We start from the raw sequence: 16,694 nt of genomic DNA on the forward strand, positions 1-16,694 counted from the left end.
CGGAACCGACGCCCGGGCCCCGGCCGTCACCCGCCGCGGCTAGAGTGGCGCAGGTGACGAACCCCACGCCCCCGCGCGCCGTCGTGCGCCGGGCCGCGCTCGCCGCGGCGGGCGGTGCGATCGGCACCGCCGCGCGGCTGGGAGTCGGGATGCTGGTGCCGGGGGCTCTGGCGCACGGGGCGGCCGCCGGCGTGGTCGTGGCCAATGTGCTGGGCTCGCTGCTGCTGGGGGTACTCGTCGCCCGCCTGCCGTTCTCGGATCTGCGGATCTTCGTCGGCACCGGCATGCTCGGCGGGTTCACCACCTACAGCGCGTTCGCCGTCGACACCGTCACGCTGTGGGCGACCGCCCCGGCGCTCGCCGTCGGCTACGTCGTCGTGAGCATCGCGCTCGGTCTCGCGGCAGCCGCCCTCGGGCTGCGGCTCGGACGTCGGCCGATGCGGGGGAGTGCAGCATGACTCCGTTGCTGTTCGCGCTCGCGGCCGCGTGCGGAGGTCTGGGAGCCGGCGTGCGCTATCTCGTCGACACGATGGTCGCGCGGTACGCGGGCACCCGTTTCCCCTGGGGCGTGATGCTGATCAACGTCACCGGATCACTCGCTCTCGGGGTCGTGGTCGGTGCGCTGCCGGAATCCGCGTTCGTCATCGGCGCCGGATTCCTCGGCGGATACACGACCTTCAGCACCGCCATGGTCGACACCGTCGCACTGTGGCGCGACGGTGCGCGACGGGCATCCGCTCTCAACGCGGTGGGGATGCTGATTCTGGCCGTCCTTGCGGCAGGCGGCGGATTGCTCATCGGTCGGGCGCTGTGAACTGACGCGCTGCGGCTGGTGTTCCCAGCGACCTCCAAGCTCTGCAAATGTACAAATGTACAGAAGGGGGTGGGGATGCCCGAGACCGCACCGCGCCGACGGCGCGACCCAGAGAGCAGACGTCGCGCCATCGTCACCGCGACGGCCGAACTGATCGTCGAGATCGGCGTCGGCGCCGTCACCCATCGCCTCATCGCGGCTCGCGCCGACGTACCGCTCGGCGCCACCACGCAGTACTTCGCCACCCTCGATGACCTCCGTGCCGAAGCGCTGCGATTCCTGGCATCCGAAGTGGATGACCGCGTCGATCGCATCCGCACCGTCCTCGCCGAGCACGGCGCCACCCCGGCAGTTCTCGCCGAACTCATCGAGCGCGGACTCGACGACGCCCGCGCGCTCGAAGCCGACCGTGCCGTCGTCACCGCCGCTGTCAACGACCCGCCGCTGCGGGAACTCGCCCGCCGCTGGTCACAGCGCATGCGCGACTTCCTCGTCGACGACTACGGCCGTGACCGCGCCACCGCCGCCGCGATCTTCATCGACGGCGTGCTCTGGCAGGCGCGTATCAGCGATGAACCGCTCACGCGCGACTTTCTGCAGAGCTCCCTCGCCGACATCCTCGGCGTGCCCACCGACTGATCCGCCCGCCCCGCCCGCCGACACCACCGTCCACGCACACCGACCCAGAGAACGCACATGTCGAAACTCGCCGTCCTGAGCCTGCGGAACCGCGCGCTCATCGCTCTCATCACGATCGTGTCCGCCGTCTTCGGGGGCCTCGCGCTCACCAACCTCAAGCAGGAGCTCATCCCCTCGCTCGAGCTGCCCGCGCTGGTCGTCATGACCAGCTATCCCGGTGCGTCACCCGAGGTCGTCGAGAACGACGTCTCGACCCCCATCGAGCAGGCCGTGCAGGGGGTGCCAGGGCTGGAATCGACCACCGCCACCAGCACCACCAACGCCTCGATCGTGCAGGCGATGTTCACCTACGGCACCAACCTGGCCACCGCCGAGCAGAAGATGCAGCAGGCCATCAACCGCATCGCGCAGCAGCTGCCCGAAGAGGTCAGCCCGCAGGTGCTGTCGGTGTCGATCGACGACTTCCCGGTGATCCAGATCGCCGTGACCGGATTCGATGACGTCGACACCGCGCAGGCCGACCTCGAGAACGTCGTCATCCCGAACATCGAGGATGTCGACGGGGTCAACGCCGCCGAGGTCGTCGGCGGCTCCGGGCAGCGCATCACCGTCACCCCGGACGACGCGAAGCTCGCCGAGCACCAGGCCACCGCGCAGCAGATCACCCAGGCCATGCAGCAGAACGGCGTGCTGTTCCCCGGCGGCTCCATCACCGAGGGTGACGAGACCCTCACGGTGCAGACCGGTGCCAAGCTCACGTCGGCCGACGAGATCGCCCAGTTGCCGCTGGTGGGCACCGACGTCACGATCGGCGACGTCGCGACCGTGGCTCAGGAGACCGACCCGGTCACCTCGATCTCCCGCGTCGATGGAGAGGATGCCCTCTCGATCGCCGTCACCAAGCTGCCGGCCGCCAACACCGTCGAGGTCTCGACCGGTGTGCTCGCCGCCATCGACGACCTGCGCAAGACCTTCCCCGACGCCGAGTTCACGGTCGTGTTCGACCAGGCGCCGTTCATCCAGCAGTCGATCGACACCCTCGCCGTCGAAGGCCTGCTGGGCCTGGTCTTCGCCGTCGTGGTGATCCTGGTGTTCCTGATGTCGATCCGCTCGACGCTGGTCACCGCGATCTCGATCCCCACCTCGGTGCTGGTCACCTTCATCGGCCTGCAGGCGTTCGGCTACTCGCTGAACGTGCTCACGCTGGGGGCCCTGACGATCGCCATCGGACGCGTCGTCGACGACTCGATCGTCGTCATCGAGAACATCAAACGGCACTACGTCGAAGGCGCCGACAAGGGCGACGCGATCCGACTGGCCGTGCGCGAGGTGGCATCCGCCATCACCGCATCGACCCTGACGACGGTTGCGGTGTTCCTGCCGATCGTGTTCGTCGGCGACATGGTCGGCGAGCTGTTCCGTCCGTTCGCGATGACCGTCAGCATCGCCATGGCCGCCTCGCTGCTGGTGGCGCTGACGATCGTGCCCGTACTGGCCTACTGGTTCCTGCGCCCGGGCAAGCCGCTCGTCGACGACAACGGCGTGCGCATCGACCCCGAGGACCCCGCCGCCCCACCGACGCCGCTGCAGCGGATGTACCGGCCGATCCTGAGCTGGACGCTGAAGCACTCGCTCACCACCGTCGCCCTGGCTGTGGTCGTGCTCGTCGGCACGCTCGCGATGGCACCGCTGATGAAGGTGAACTTCCTCAGCGATTCCGGCCAGAACACCATGACCGTCACCCAGGATCTCGGCCCCACGGCCAGCCTGCAGGCGAAGTCCGACGCCGCGCTGCGCGTCGAAGAGGCACTCGACGACGTCGACGGCATCGAGCACGTGCAGGTGTCGGTCGGTTCGAGCGGTTCGGCGCTGATGGACGCGTTCTCAGGTGGGGCCGGCGTGACCTACTCGATCCTGACCGATTCCGACGTCGATCAGGAGCAGCTGCGCGCCGATGTGCAGGACGCCGTGAACGAGCTCGACGACGTGGGAGAGATCAGCGTCGCCGGTTCGTCCGGGTTCGGGTCGTCAGACATCACCGTCACGGTCACCGCCTCGAACGGCGAGGACCTGCAGACGGCCACCGACGCCCTGGTTGCAGAGCTCGAAGGTCGCGACGGTGTGGGACAGGTCACCGACAACCTCGCCGCGTCGCTGCCCTACATCGCCGTCGTCGTCGACCGTGAGGCCGCCGCTCAGCGCGGGCTTTCAGAGGTCGCGGTCGGCTCGATGGTCTCTGACGCCATGCGTCCCCAGCAGATCGGCTCGGTCGAGATCGACGACACCGCGTTGACCGTCTACCTCGCATCCGAGGAACCGCCGACGACCGTCGCCGCGCTGCGCGAACTGACGATCCTCACACCGCTCGGACCGACCGAGCTGCAGGACGTCGCCACGATCGAGGAGCGCGAAGGCCCCACGACGATCACCACCCAGCAGGGGGTGCGCACCGCCACGGTGACCGTGCCACCGGCATCCGACGACCTCGCGGTCGCGACCGCCTCGGTCACCGCCGCCATGGAGGCGGTCGACCTTCCGGCCGGCGCCGACGTCGAGATCGGCGGCGTCGCCGAGCAGCAGGCCGAATCGTTCTCGCAGCTCGGACTCGCGATGCTCGCGGCGATCCTGATCGTCTACGTCGTCATGGTCGCGACGTTCAAGTCGCTGCGTCAGCCGCTGCTGCTGCTGATCTCGGTGCCGTTCGCGGCAACCGGCGCGATACTGCTGCAGATCATCACCGGTGTGCCACTCGGTGTGCCGTCGCTGATCGGTGTGCTGATGCTGATCGGCATCGTCGTCACCAACGCGATCGTGCTCGTCGACCTGGTCAACCAGTACCGCGAGAAGGGGCTGACAACGCACGACGCCGTCATGGCCGGTGGCGAGAAGCGTCTGCGCCCGATCCTGATGACCGCGCTCGCGACGATCTTCGCGCTGACCCCGATGGCGCTGGGCATCACCGGGCACGGCGGGTTCATCTCGCAGCCACTGGCGATCGTCGTGATCGGTGGCCTGGTGTCGTCGACGGTGCTCACGCTGATCGTGCTGCCGACGCTGTACAACCTCGTCGAGGGGGCGCGCGAACGTCGTGCGGCACGTCGGGCTGCTCGTGACTCTGGTGACTCGGGTGGTGGTTCTGGTGACTCTGGGGACTCTGGGGACTCTGGTGACTCGGGTGATGGTTCGGGTGTCACACCCGGTGGTGCTGCGCTCGCGCAGCCGCCGGTTGCGGATGCTGGTGACGGTGCTGATGAGCCGGCCGTGTCGGCTGCTCCGGCGGCGCCGGCGTCGGATGCTGCGTCGGATGCTGCGGAAGAGGAGACGGCCGGTGTCGTCGCCCCGCGCACGACGGAGACGGCGGTCGTGGTTCCGCAGAGCGCGCGCAGCGGGCATCCGATGATGGCGGCCGCCGCGGCAGCTTCGGCGGCGGCTGCCGCTGCGTCGGCCGCTGCTGCTGCGGCGTCGGTGGTGGCGTCGGTTGCGGCGGAGGAAAGCGAGTACCATCCCACCCGCCGCGAGCTGCGTTCCCGTGGCCTGCCCTCAGCGAACCACGTCGACTGATCGTTCGTGCGGGCGCTTGGCGCTTCGCGCTTGGCGCCTGGCGTACTTGGTGCCTCCGCTCCCACGAGGGGTCAGAAAGAACGCTTTCCCGCGCGATAAAGCGACACATTTTGACCCCTCGTGGTGAGGGCGCAACGTCCCACCTCACGAGGGGCCAGAAAATGCGCCTTCCCGCGAGATAAGGCGACAGATTTTGACCCCTCGTGGTGGGGGCGTGGGGTGCGTGGTGGGGGCGTGGCGCGTGCGCGCGCGTGCGCGACCGCTCAGGCGAAGCGGATGCCCCAGGTCAGCGTCCACGACTCGCCGGCGCCGAGGCGGCGCACACCGCGACCCGAGTTGAACGCCTCGGCGGGCGCCGTCATCGGCTCGACCGCCACGGTCAGCGACTGCCCCGGATACCCGGTCGTCGTATAGGCCTGGATGTAGTCGAACCCCTCGCCCTGATGCAGCGTGACCGTGCGTCCGTCCGGCGCCGACAGCGTCGTGCGCACCTGCCCGTCGGCGTCACGGTGCAGGTTCGCGAAGCCGGTGTCGAGCTCGACGTCGCCCAGGCGGCGTCCGTCGCGCAGATCCGTGGCGGCCGACACGGGAGATTCGCCGATCGGCAGCATCCGATCATCCGTCTCGAAGTAGGTCTCGGCGGGCAGACGCAGCACGAGATCGCGCGGGTCGACGCCGCCGATGGTCAGGAACGGATGCGTTCCGAGGGCGACGGGAGCGGATGCCGTCGACTCGTTGATCAGCGTGTGCGCCACATCGATGCCCGTGTCGGTCAGGGTGTAGGTCACGCTCGTCTCGACGAGGTACGGGTACCCGGTCTGCGGCACGATCGACGCGCGCAGGGTGACGCTCTCGTCGGACTGCGACGCGATCTCGTAGGCGGTGAAGCGCAGCAGGCCGTGGCTGGCGTTGCGCAGCTGGGGTTCGGTCACCGCGAGCGCGCGGGTGGTGGGGCCGTCCTGCCAGATGCCGTCGCGGATGCGGTTGGGCCAGGGCGCGAGCACGACACCCGAGCATGACGGTGTTGCCGCATCCTCGGGGTACGGCGGCACGATCTCGGTGCCCGCGACGACGAGGTGGCGGAGCGAGGCACCGACCTGGGCGATCTGCGCGGTAACCGCGCCGCGGCGGAGGTGGATCTGGACGCCGGTGGGGGAACTCATCTGCACATCGTACGACTGGGGGCTCTCCCAGGTGGGCCCGGTAACATGGCGGGGTCGGCTTCGGGCAGCCGCGGTTCCTGTGCGGAACGCGGGCGTGTGACGAGTGTGAGCCCAGGGGCCGATGGTTCATAACCATCACATGAATGGCCCCGGCCGACGATTGCCCGGGTATGTCCGCCGTGCGCTGATCTCTGTGCGCCGTCGCGGACGCTGTTCTCGTGTCAGAGACAGTCAGGAAGCACCATGCCCAAGAATGGCAAGCCCAAGGGCGGACGTCCGTCCCGCAACTTCGAGCCGCGCTACGCGAAGAAGACCTCGTTCCACGACCGCCACGCCGGCGGACGTGACGGCGGTCGCCCCGTGCGCGAGGGCGGTCGCGACGAGCGGTCGGATGCCGGTGACCGGCGCTACGCGGATGCCCGTCAGGGCAACCGCCCCGGCAGCCGCAGCCCCAAGCACCGCGGATACCGTGCGGCTGAGGAGGGCGCGGCTGCGCCCAAGCGCCGGTGGACGGATTCCGAGCGTGCCGGACGCGACGAGGCCCGTAGCATCCGCAATCGCGCCGAGTCGGGACGCCGTGAGGCGCCGCACCACCGCGACGACCGTGATCGCGGTTTCGGCGGACGCCGCTTCGAGGGCGGGCAGCGCCCCGATGCGGGGCGGCGGTTCGACGACCGTCCGCGCCGTGACGACCGTGGCGAGCGTCGCTTCGACGACCGTCCGCGCCGTGACGACCGTGGCGGCGGGCCTCGCAGCTATGACCGCAACGACCGCCCTTCGCGTGATGACCGCTCGTTCTCGCGCGATGGCGGTTCGCGCTTCGACCGCAACGACCGTGGCGGCGACCGCGCCCGTTTCGGGCGCGACGAGCGTCCGCGCTACGACCGCGACGCCCGTGCGCGTCGGGATGACCGCGGCGACCGCCGCTTCGATGATCGTCCGCGTCGTGACGAGCGTGCAGGAGGCCGTGGCGGGTATGACCGCAACGACCGTCCTTCGCGCGATGACCGCTCGTTCTCGCGCGACGGCGGCTCGCGCTTCGACCGCGGTGGCGACCGTCCGCGTTACGGGCGCGACGAGCGTCCGCGCTTCGACCGGGATGACCGCGCGCCGCGTAGCGACCGTCCGCGCCGTGACGACCGGGGCTTCGAGCGCAGCGATGAGCGCCCGCGCCGCGACGACCGTGATTTCTCTCGCCCGAACCGCGACGAGAAGCCGCGCTTCGACCGCAGCGACCGGCCCGCGCGACCCGCTCGTGAGGACCGTCCGAGCCGTAGCGACTGGAACCGCACCGAGACGGCCAAGAAGCACGAGGAGCACGTCGACGTCGTGCACGAGCGCCTCGAGGCGCAGGCCGTGCAGGCCACCGAGGTCGCCGATGTGACCTTCGCCGACCTCGGCCTGGGCTCGAACATCACCGAGACGCTCGGCAACATGGGCGCCCAGACGCCGTTCCCGATTCAGGCGGCGACCATCCCCTCGATCCTCGCCGGACGCGACGTGCTCGGCCGCGGTCGCACCGGCTCGGGAAAGACCATCGCCTTCGGTGCACCGCTGGTGGAGAGCATCCTGAAGTCGCAGGCGGGTGCCCGCCGTGAGATCGGACGCAAGCCGCGCGCGATCATCCTCGCGCCGACGCGTGAGCTCGCCCTGCAGATCGACCGCACGATCCAGCCGATCGCGCGCAGCGTCGGTCTGTTCACCACGCAGATCTACGGTGGTGTGCCGCAGGCGCGTCAGGTCGGTGCTTTGCGTAAGGGCGTCGACATCATCATCGGAACCCCGGGGCGCATCGAGGACCTCATCGAGCAGCGCAAGCTCGACCTGTCGGAGGTGCGCATCGCCGTGCTCGATGAGGCCGATCACATGACCGAGCTGGGCTTCGTCGAGCCGGTGCAGCGCATCCTGCGCAAGACCGCCGAAGGCAGCCAGAAGCTGCTGTTCTCGGCGACGCTCGACCGCGAGGTCGCGTCGCTCGTCGATGAGTTCCTCGTCGACCCGGCCGTCTACGAGGTCGCCGGTGAAGACCAGAACTCGGGCACGATCGAGCACCGCGTGCTCGTGATCGAGCACCGCGACAAGGCCGAGACGCTGACCTCGCTCGTCGACCGCGACGGCCAGACCCTCGTCTTCGCGCGCACCCGCGCGTACGCCGAGATGCTGGCGGAGCAGTTCGAGGATGCCGGTATCGCCGCGGTTTCGCTGCACGGCGATCTGAATCAGGGCAAGCGCACCCGCAACCTGCAGAAGCTCACGTCGGGCAAGGTGAAGGTGCTGGTCGCGACGGATGTCGCAGCCCGTGGCATCCACGTCGACGACATCGACCTGGTCGTGCAGGCCGACGCTCCTGACGAGTACAAGACGTACTTGCACCGTTCGGGCCGCACCGGTCGTGCCGGTCGTTCGGGTCGCGTGGTCACGCTGATCACCCGCCACCGTCGTCGTCGCATGGAGGACCTGCTCTCGCGCGCCGAGATTGACGCGCCGTTCGAGACCGTCGAGCCGGGCGATGAGGTCATCGAGGAGATCACCGGCCGCGTGCCCACCGCCGCCGAACTCACCAGCTGACGTCGACCTCAACTCACCCCACCCACGAGGGGTCAGAAAACGTCGCGTTGGAGCCTTCCGACACGACGGATTCTGACCCCTCGTGCGTTCGTCTGGCAGCTTGCGGGCTTGCGGGCTTGCGGGCTTGCGCAGGCTTGCGCGCGTGCGGGGGTGGGCGTGCGCGCAACTCCGGAAGAACCACCGGAATCTGGGCGCAGCTGCCAGGATCAGCCGATATCCCGAAGAATTTCCGGAGTTGCGTGCACAGGGCCGGGTACGCACAGGCCCGGGCGCGTGCTCAGCTCAGCGAGTGCTCGTGCACTGCGGATGTGAGCATCGTGCCGTTGAGGTCGAGGTAGAGCATCCGCTCGGTCACGGTGATCGAGCAGGTGTTACGCCTCTCGAGCTGGGGCGTCGCCTGCTCGATGAAGCCCGGGTCAAAACTGAACACCTTGATCTCGTCGGAGCGGTGGATGCGCTTGCCCGCCCACGCGGCGATGACCTTCGCCGGGTCGCGGTGGGTGTAGACGACGGTGCGCTCGGCGAGTCTGCTGCCGCGGTGAAGGCGCTCGGCGTCGGGTGCGCCCACTTCGATCCATGCGGTCACGCTGCCGGTGAGGTCGCGCACGAGTACCGCGGGTTCTTCGGCCTGCGAGATGCCGCCGCCGAAGTCGATGCCCTCGGTGTGCTCGAGCGCGTGAGCGAGCACACGCGTCAGCATGTACGCATCTGTCTCGGACGGATGCTGCGCCACCCGCAGCGAGTAGTCCTCGTACACACCCCGATCGGTGTCGGCCAGCTGCACCTCGAAGGTGATGATCGTCGAACCGATTGCCATGGTGATCGAGCCTACGCGACCGTCAGAACAGCATCGGCGCCGCCGGTCTCACCACCTTGGCGGCCGCAGCCCCGACTTGCACCCGGCGCATGCCGCGTATCCGGTCGTGCTCGGGTTCGGATTGCACCTCGAGCCCGTGCACACGGATCAACGGGCGCATCCGCCGGCCGAGCCACTGCCGGTACGCCTTCGGTGCTTCGGCCGAGCTGCCCGGGTACAGTCCGCGGTACGACGACAGCAGTTCCGGATGCTCGCGCTCAAGCCACTGCAAGAACCAGGGCTTCACTCCGGCGCGCAAGTGCAGCGCGCCATAGACGACATGGTCGGCGCCAGTCTCTTTGATGCGCCGCAGTGCTTCATCGATGGCCGCGATCGAGTCGGTGAGGTGCGGCAGTACCGGCATCAGGAAGACGCCGACCCGAAAGCCCGCGTCGGTTAGCGCGCGCACGGTGTCGAGTCGTGCCTGTGTCGATGGGGTGCCCGGTTCGATCGAGTGCTGCAGCTCATCGTTGTACATCGCGATCGACATCTGCACGTCGATCGGCACACGCCGGGCTGCTTCGGTCAGCACGGGGATGTCGCGGCGGATCAGCGTTCCCTTGGTGAGGATCGACATCGGTGTGCCCGACTCGGCGAGAGCCGCGATGATGCCGGGCATCAGTCGGTAGCGGCCCTCGGCGCGCTGATAAGGGTCGGTGTTCGTGCCCAGGGCGACAGTCTCGTGCTGCCATGATCCGCGGCGCAGCTCGCGCCGCAGCACGTCGACCACGTTCGTCTTCACGACGACCTGGGTGTCGAAGTCGGCGCCGCCATCCAGATCGAGGTACTCATGTGTGCCGCGGGCGAAGCAGTTGTGACTGATTACTCCGTTCGCGATGAAGTCACCTGTTCCGGTGGTGATGTCGATGAGTTCGCGATCGCCGTCGAGCGGTTCGATGGATACAACCCTCAGGTCTGCCGCGGTCTTGACAGCGCTCCCCACCACGTCGAGCTTTCGCGTGATGGCTGGATCGGCGACAAGAAAGAACCGCTGTCGCATCGGTAGCCCTCCCGTGACCCGTATGTCGGTGACTCCGTTCGTACGCGCACGCTCCCGAGTGTGCGTCACCCCGAGAAGGTCGCAACTGGAGCCGATCAGGTCAAGCAGTTCGGGGTCCTTGTTGCTGATGCGAAGGATCCCGCGTGAACAACTCCCTTCAGCGTCAAAGATGCCTCCCAGGAAACCTCGGTGCCACTCGACAGACGGCGAGGCCGGGGTCAGCACGAGTGCCTCGATCGCTGCAACGTTCATTGCAGCCGCGGTGTGAATCGCGTTCAACGCCCTATGCTTGGCAGTCGCCGGCGCGAACTGTCGCGCATGCGTCTTCACTCCTTCTTGTTCGAGGTACTCACGCGCTCGTGTGAGTGCTTCGTCATCGATCAACGCCAGCCGGAACGAGTTGATCCTTCTGGTCTGCTTGCCGACACGGTACTCGCCGTGGAAGATGGCAGCGTCGCCTCGGATGATCCCAGCAAGGTAGCCGCGGCGATAATCTCGGCAAAGCGTCGCGTTCTCCGATGACGGACCGACGCCGAAGCCCATCAGCCTGTTGTTCAGCGTGAGGTGAGGGCGTTTACCGACCTCAGCATCCGTGACATGCTTCCATCCGCGATCCGTCAGAAACCGATGATCACCGCTGGCGGTCAGCGTCGTTCCGTCCGCGAGTGTCACCTTGAAAGCCGGTTTCGTTGTCTGCCACTTCGCTTCGATACGCGTCTTCTGGTAGCGACGGTGGGAGCCCTGCTTCACGGTGCCGATAACCTCGTCGCCGACTTCAAGCGCACTGAGTGCGCGCTGTCGGCCATCCGCACAGAGGATCAGGGTTGCCGGATCTAGGCAGTACACGCAGGCATGGCTGCATCCGCGATAGGGGTTGATCGTCCACCGGAACGGCATCTTCGATGGTCCGGGAACACTGTTCAGCGCCGACTTCGCCAGCACCTCGTGAAAGGTCATCCCCGCGAATTCGGGCGTCGTGACCGAGCGCACGATGCCGCTGCGGTTCTCCAGCCCGGGCAGCGCAGCGGCATCCGTGTCGTCGAGCGTCTGTCCCTGCCATCGCATGCATTCATTCGAACAAACAATCGAGGCTCTGTCAATCCTGAATCGAACAGGCTTTCGTCACCCCTCAGCCATGAACGTGGGCCACAATGGAGCGGTGAGTGCCGTGCAGCCCCGCCATGCGGCGCGTGAATCGCTCGCCGTCCGGATCGCTGTTCCGTTTGGCGTGCTGTTCGCCGCGCTGGCGTCGTTGTCGACGATTCTCGGCGGCATCGAGATCGAACCCGCGGCGGCGCAACAGCCTCCGACTCCGGCTGCCGTGTTGCGCCTGCCCGCCGTCGATGTGCTGGCGGCCGAGGCGGTCGATCCGTGCGCCGACGAGGTGGTGATCGCCGCGCTCGCCGCGGATGATGACGATGCCGCTGTCCGCGCGTTCGGGGGTGGTGCCGAGTTCCGCGCCGCCGTCGCCGCGGGTAGCGCCCCGTGCGTCTCGCTCGACGATCCGAACCGCATCTGGGTCGTCGTAAACAAGCAGCGTCCACTGCAGCCAGAGGGCTTCGCTCCGGCATCCCTCTCCGGCACCGACCTGCGCGCGACGTCGCGTTCGAACGAGATGCTTCCCGAGGTGACGGTCGCGCTCGAGCGCATGGCGGCGGCCTCGGCCGCCGAGGGTGCCGGAACCCTCGGTATCAACAACGGCTACCGCTCGTACGACGTGCAGACCCGCACCTATGAGTCGCACGTGATCGCGCGCGGGCAGCCGGGAGCGGATGCTGTCTCTGCGCGCCCTGGATACTCGGAGCACCAGAGCGGGCTCGCGTTCGATCTGATCGCGTGCACGGTCGAGTGTGGCGTGCATGAGGAGTTCGGCGGGACCTCGCAGGGGGAGTGGGTGGCCGCGAACGCGTGGCGGTTCGGATTCATCGTGCGCTACGTGCAGGGTGAGACCGGAACGACGGGTTATCTGCCTGAGCCGTGGCACATCCGCTACATCGGACCCGAGCTCGCGGCGGCATATCATCACGGCGGGTTCCGCACGTTGGAGGAGTTCTTCGGCTTGCCGGCGGCGCCCGACTACGCGCACTGACGGCGCTGTTGCGGCATCCCACAAATGCGGAACGCAGTGTCACGTTTGGTGAGACGCATTCCCACAATGGACTGTTCCGCGTCGGTGTCTCGCCGTAGACTCGCGGTGCGAAGACGCACCTACCCCCACGACGTTCAGGAGGACGAAATGGAACGCGACATCTACGAAGAGGACCACGAGGCCTTCCGCGACCTGGTCAAGGACTTCGTCAAGCGTCATGTCTCGAACGAGTCGATCGAGAAGTGGGATGCTGCGGGCGAGATCGACCGCGCAACCATGCTCGCCGCAGGTGAAGCGGGTCTGATCGGACTGTCGGTGCCCGAGGAGTTCGGCGGCGCGGGCATGCTGCAGGACTACCGCTTCCGCACGATCGTCATGGAAGAGGTCATCGCGGCCGGTGCCGGTTCGCTCGCGGGTGCGTTCGGCATCCAGGACGACCTCGCGGTGCCCTACCTGGTGCACATGGGCACGCAGGAGCAGAAGGAGAAGTGGCTGCCGCGTATGGCCACCGGTGAGGTGCTCGGTGCGCTCGCCATGACCGACCCCGGCGCGGGTTCCGACCTGCGCGGCATCAAGACCAACGCCAAGAAGGTCGACGGCGGTTACATCGTCAACGGCGCCAAGACGTTCATCTCGTCGGGCACCACGGCCGACATGGTCGTCACGTTCGTCAAGACCGGCGAGGGCAACCGCCCCGACGCGTTCAGCCTGCTCATCCTTGAGAAGGGCATGGAGGGCTTCGACCAGGGCAAGAAGCTCAGCAAGATGGGCTTCCACGGGTGGGACACCGCTGAGCTCAGCTTCACCGACGTGTTCGTGCCCGACGAGAACCTGATCAGCGGCAAGGAGGGGCAGGGCTTCATCCAGCTGATGATGAACCTGCCGCTTGAGCGCCTGTCGATCGGTGTCGCCGCGGCGGCCGCCGCGCAGGCCGCGACCGACTGGACGATCACCTACACCAAGGAGCGCGAGGCGTTCGGTGAGCGCATCGCCGACTTCCAGAACACCCGCTTCCAGCTGGCCGACATGGTCACCACCACCGAGGTGATGTGGGCCTACATCGACCGTGCGCTGCTGGCGTACAAGGATGGCAAGCTCACCGCCGAGGATGCTGCCAAGGTCAAGTACTGGGCGACCGAGCGCGAGTGGGAGCTGCTCGACATCGGCGTGCAGCTGCACGGTGGCTACGGGTACATCATGGAGTACCCCATCGCCCGGGCGTTCACCGACGCTCGCGTGCACCGCATCTACGGCGGCACGAACGAGATCATGCGCGATCTCGTCGGTCGCCAGATCGCCGGCAAGCGCTGACCTCCCGCTGACAAAGGGCCGCTCGGAAACGAGCGGCCCTTTCCGCGCCCGCGTCCGCGCCCGCGCGCGCCCCCGCCGCACCCTCGCCCCCGTTGAGAAACCACTTTCCGTACGAGAAACCACCTGCGGCGTGATTTCTCAAACGACAAGTGGTTTCTCAGCGGCCGCTGCGGGCGGGATCAGACGGCGAGCCAGGGCCAGGTGAGGGTGAAGAGGGCGGCGGATGCTGCCAGCAGAGCCACCAGGAACACCGTGTCGCGTGCGCGCCACGGCACCAGGTGCCGCTCGGTGCGCGTGGGGTGGGCGCCGAAGGCGCGGGCATCCATCGACAGTGCGACGCGTTCGGCGTGGCGGATGCCCGAGGCGAGCAGCGGCACGATGTACCCCCATCCGCGCATCAGACGGGCGATCGGTCCGCGCCCGCCCCACCGTCCGCCGGCGCCGCGCACACGGTGCGCCGCTCGGATGACCGACAGCTCGTACCCGAACCGGGGCACGAACCGGTAGGCGGCCAGCGCCGTGTAGCCGACGCGGTACGGAACATGCAACTGCTGCACAGCGGCGCGCACCAGGTCGGGGCCGTTCGTCGTGAGTCCGCCGATCAGGGCGAGCGCGAGGATCGCGCACAGGCGCAGCGCAGTGGCCAGGCCGATCGCCAGGGCGCCTTCGTAGAGCACCCAGTCGCCGATGCGCAGCACGGCGGGGGTGTCTGACACCAGGGTGTCGTCGATCCAGATCGAGAAGCCGAAGGTGAGCAGGGCGACGCCGGCGGGCACGGCCAGGAACAGCAGCGCCACGACTCCACGGCTCAGGCGAGCGCCGGTGAGCAGCAGCAGATACGACAGGGCGATGAACGCCAACGGGGTGTCGAGGTCGCGGGTGAACGCGAGCAGCACCATGGCCGGTACGACGGCGGCGATCTTCGTCAGCGGGTTTAGGTGGTGCAGAAAGTGCGACGGCGCGGCCACCGGAGTCGCGAACGGATCGACCGGGGTCGGGGCGGTGGCGACCGAGACGGGCATACCGGTCATGCCGCCCTCCCCTCAGCGAGCACCCGCAGCATGGGCGGCAGTCGCAGTCCGGCGGCGGCGAACACGGCCGGGTCGGCGAACAGGTCGGCTGTGCGTCCGGCGGCGTGCAGGGCGCCGTCGCGCAGCATCACGGTGTGCGTGCTGTACTCGGCGACCAATTGCAGGTCGTGCGTGACGATCAGCACCGTGGTGCCTTCGGCCTGCAGCTCTTTCAGCAGGGTCAGCAGTTCGGTCGCCCGTGCGCGATCCTGTCCGAAGGTGGGCTCGTCGAGGGCCAGTACGCCGGGGCGTGCGATCAGCGCCGTTCCCACCGACAGGCGCCGCTTCTCGCCGCCGGAGAGCAGAAACGGGTGCACGTCGGCCTTGTGCATCAGCCCGAAGCGGGCCAGCATCCCGTCGACGCGTTCGTCGATCTCGGTCGCGGGCAGCCGTTGCATGCGCAGGCCGTGCGCGAGTTCCTCCCGCACGGTTCCGGCGATGAACTGGTGCTCGGGGTTCTGGAAGACGAATCCGACGCGCGACGCGAGCTGGCGGGGAGCTGCCCGACCGGCGTCGAGGTCGCCGATCATCACGGTGCGGCGCGGGGCGGGTACGACGCCCGCGAGCGCTTGCAGCAGGGTCGTCTTGCCCGCGCCGTTCGCCCCGACGATGGCCGTGAACGAGCCCTCGGGGATCTGCAGCTGCGGCACCATCAGCACGGGTTCGCGACGCTTGACAATGGTCATATCGCGCACCGTGATCGCGCTCGGAGCATCGGCGAGCGGCATCTGCGCAGGGGCGGGAAAGAGGTCAGCGGGCAGGTGCGCGAACTCGTCGGGCGTGACCGGCAGCACCGGGATGTCGGCGCCCGCGGCGCGCAGGCGCAGCGCTGCCAGCGTGCTGGACGGCAGCCACACGCCGAGCTCGAGCAGCGCGTCGGCGTTGTTGCGGATTGTGTCTCGTGCCGGGCCGTCGAGCACGACCCGGCCGTCGTGGTCGAGGACGACCGCCCGGGTGGCGAAGCGCATGGCGGCGTCGAGGTTGTGCTCGACCAGCACGATGGCGCGGTCGGCGTCGTGCGCCAGCTCGCCGAGGGCGTCGTAGACGTCGTCGATTCCCTGCGGGTCGAGGTTTGCGGTGGGCTCGTCGAGCACGATCACGCGCGAACGCATCGCCAGGGCGCACGCGATGGCCAGGCGCTGGCGTCCGCCGCCCGAGAGCAGGTCGGGGTTCCATGAGCGCTTGTGCCACAGGCCCATGCGTCGCAGCGCCTGCTCGCTGCGGGTGAGCACCTCATCGACCGGCAGCAGCAGGTTCTCCAGACCGAAGGCGACCTCGTCGAGTACGGAGCCGGTCACCAGCTGCGAGTCCGGATCCTGGAACACCATCGAGATGTGCCGGCTCAGTTCGGCGACCGGGGTCACGCGGGCATCCATCCCCGCCGTCTCGACGCGACCGGCGACCTCGGCAGTCACCGACTGCGGGATGAGCCCGTTCAAGGTCAGAGTCAGGGTGGACTTGCCGGATCCGCTCGGTCCGAGCACGAGTACGACCTCACCCGGATGCACGTCGAACGAGACGTTCCGCGGGGAGGGATGCGCGCTGCCCGCGTGCGTGACGCTCAGGTCGCGCACGCGGAGGAGAGGGTCGGATGCCGGCACGGCGGGCCTTTCTCAGCGTCGG

12 protein-coding genes are annotated in these 16,694 nt (G+C 68.3%); 7 read left to right on the top strand and 5 right to left on the bottom strand.

Going from position 1 to position 16,694, the window contains the following annotated elements; translation table 11 throughout:
- Positions 1-53 precede the first annotated feature (53 nt).
- The 4 genes from PTQ19_RS01685 to PTQ19_RS01700 all read left to right on the top strand — a co-directional run bounded on the left by PTQ19_RS01685 (position 54) and on the right by PTQ19_RS01700 (position 5,014).
- Positions 54-458 carry a CrcB family protein gene (locus tag PTQ19_RS01685; protein ID WP_274368208.1) on the top strand — a complete coding sequence of 135 codons (405 nt, stop codon included), beginning with the start codon at positions 54-56 and terminating at the stop codon, positions 456-458.
- Positions 455-814, top strand: a complete 360-nt coding sequence (locus PTQ19_RS01690) for a fluoride efflux transporter FluC (protein ID WP_274368209.1) — start codon at positions 455-457, stop codon at positions 812-814. The genes PTQ19_RS01685 and PTQ19_RS01690 overlap by 4 nt, the downstream gene beginning before the upstream one ends.
- A 75-nt stretch (positions 815-889) precedes the next feature.
- A complete protein-coding gene (locus PTQ19_RS01695; RefSeq protein WP_179409251.1) occupies positions 890-1,453 on the top strand; it encodes a TetR/AcrR family transcriptional regulator in 564 nt (187 codons plus the stop codon).
- A gap of 57 nt (positions 1,454-1,510) precedes the next feature.
- The gene (locus PTQ19_RS01700) at positions 1,511-5,014 is read left to right on the top strand and encodes an efflux RND transporter permease subunit (RefSeq protein WP_274368210.1); all 3,504 of its coding nucleotides are present in this window, start codon (positions 1,511-1,513) and stop codon (positions 5,012-5,014) included.
- Between the two features lie 263 nt (positions 5,015-5,277).
- On the opposite strand, the gene PTQ19_RS01705 is transcribed toward PTQ19_RS01700, so the two are convergent.
- Positions 5,278-6,177, bottom strand: coding sequence for an aldose 1-epimerase family protein (locus tag PTQ19_RS01705; protein ID WP_274368211.1), 900 nt, complete (start codon positions 6,175-6,177; stop codon positions 5,278-5,280).
- A 243-nt stretch (positions 6,178-6,420) separates the two neighbouring features.
- Here PTQ19_RS01705 and PTQ19_RS01710 point away from each other — a divergent pair, with 243 nt between their 5' ends.
- Positions 6,421-8,745, top strand: coding sequence for a DEAD/DEAH box helicase (locus tag PTQ19_RS01710; RefSeq protein ID WP_274368212.1), 2,325 nt, complete (start codon positions 6,421-6,423; stop codon positions 8,743-8,745).
- Positions 8,746-9,022: 277 nt separating this feature from the next.
- Here PTQ19_RS01710 and PTQ19_RS01715 read toward each other — a convergent pair whose 3' ends face one another.
- A complete protein-coding gene (locus PTQ19_RS01715; RefSeq protein WP_274368213.1) occupies positions 9,023-9,562 on the bottom strand; it encodes a YaeQ family protein in 540 nt (179 codons plus the stop codon).
- A 22-nt stretch (positions 9,563-9,584) separates the two neighbouring features.
- On the bottom strand, positions 9,585-11,666 hold the full coding sequence (locus PTQ19_RS01720; protein WP_274368214.1) for an intein-containing Rv2578c family radical SAM protein: 2,082 nt from the start codon (positions 11,664-11,666) through the stop codon (positions 9,585-9,587).
- Positions 11,667-11,760: 94 nt separating this feature from the next.
- On the opposite strand from PTQ19_RS01720, the gene PTQ19_RS01725 reads away from it, so the two are divergent.
- Both PTQ19_RS01725 and PTQ19_RS01730 read left to right on the top strand, forming a co-directional pair.
- Entirely contained in the window at positions 11,761-12,690 is a 930-nt protein-coding gene (locus tag PTQ19_RS01725) for a M15 family metallopeptidase (protein WP_274368215.1), read from the top strand.
- A gap of 147 nt (positions 12,691-12,837) precedes the next feature.
- Positions 12,838-14,001 (top strand): acyl-CoA dehydrogenase family protein, encoded by a 1,164-nt coding sequence (locus PTQ19_RS01730; protein WP_179409245.1) that lies wholly within the window; start codon positions 12,838-12,840, stop codon positions 13,999-14,001.
- A 179-nt stretch (positions 14,002-14,180) separates the two neighbouring features.
- Here the strand turns inward: PTQ19_RS01730 and PTQ19_RS01735 are convergent, their stop codons facing one another.
- Together PTQ19_RS01735 and PTQ19_RS01740 are read right to left on the bottom strand one after the other, a co-directional pair.
- Positions 14,181-15,032, bottom strand: coding sequence for an energy-coupling factor transporter transmembrane component T family protein (locus tag PTQ19_RS01735; protein WP_274368216.1), 852 nt, complete (start codon positions 15,030-15,032; stop codon positions 14,181-14,183).
- Positions 15,029-16,672 (bottom strand): ABC transporter ATP-binding protein, encoded by a 1,644-nt coding sequence (locus tag PTQ19_RS01740; RefSeq protein ID WP_274368217.1) that lies wholly within the window; start codon positions 16,670-16,672, stop codon positions 15,029-15,031. The genes PTQ19_RS01735 and PTQ19_RS01740 overlap by 4 nt, the downstream gene beginning before the upstream one ends.
- Between the last annotated feature and the right edge of the window lie 22 nt (positions 16,673-16,694).

Source organism: Microbacterium esteraromaticum (assembly GCF_028747645.1).
Classification (GTDB): Bacteria; Actinomycetota; Actinomycetes; order Actinomycetales; family Microbacteriaceae; genus Microbacterium; species Microbacterium esteraromaticum_C.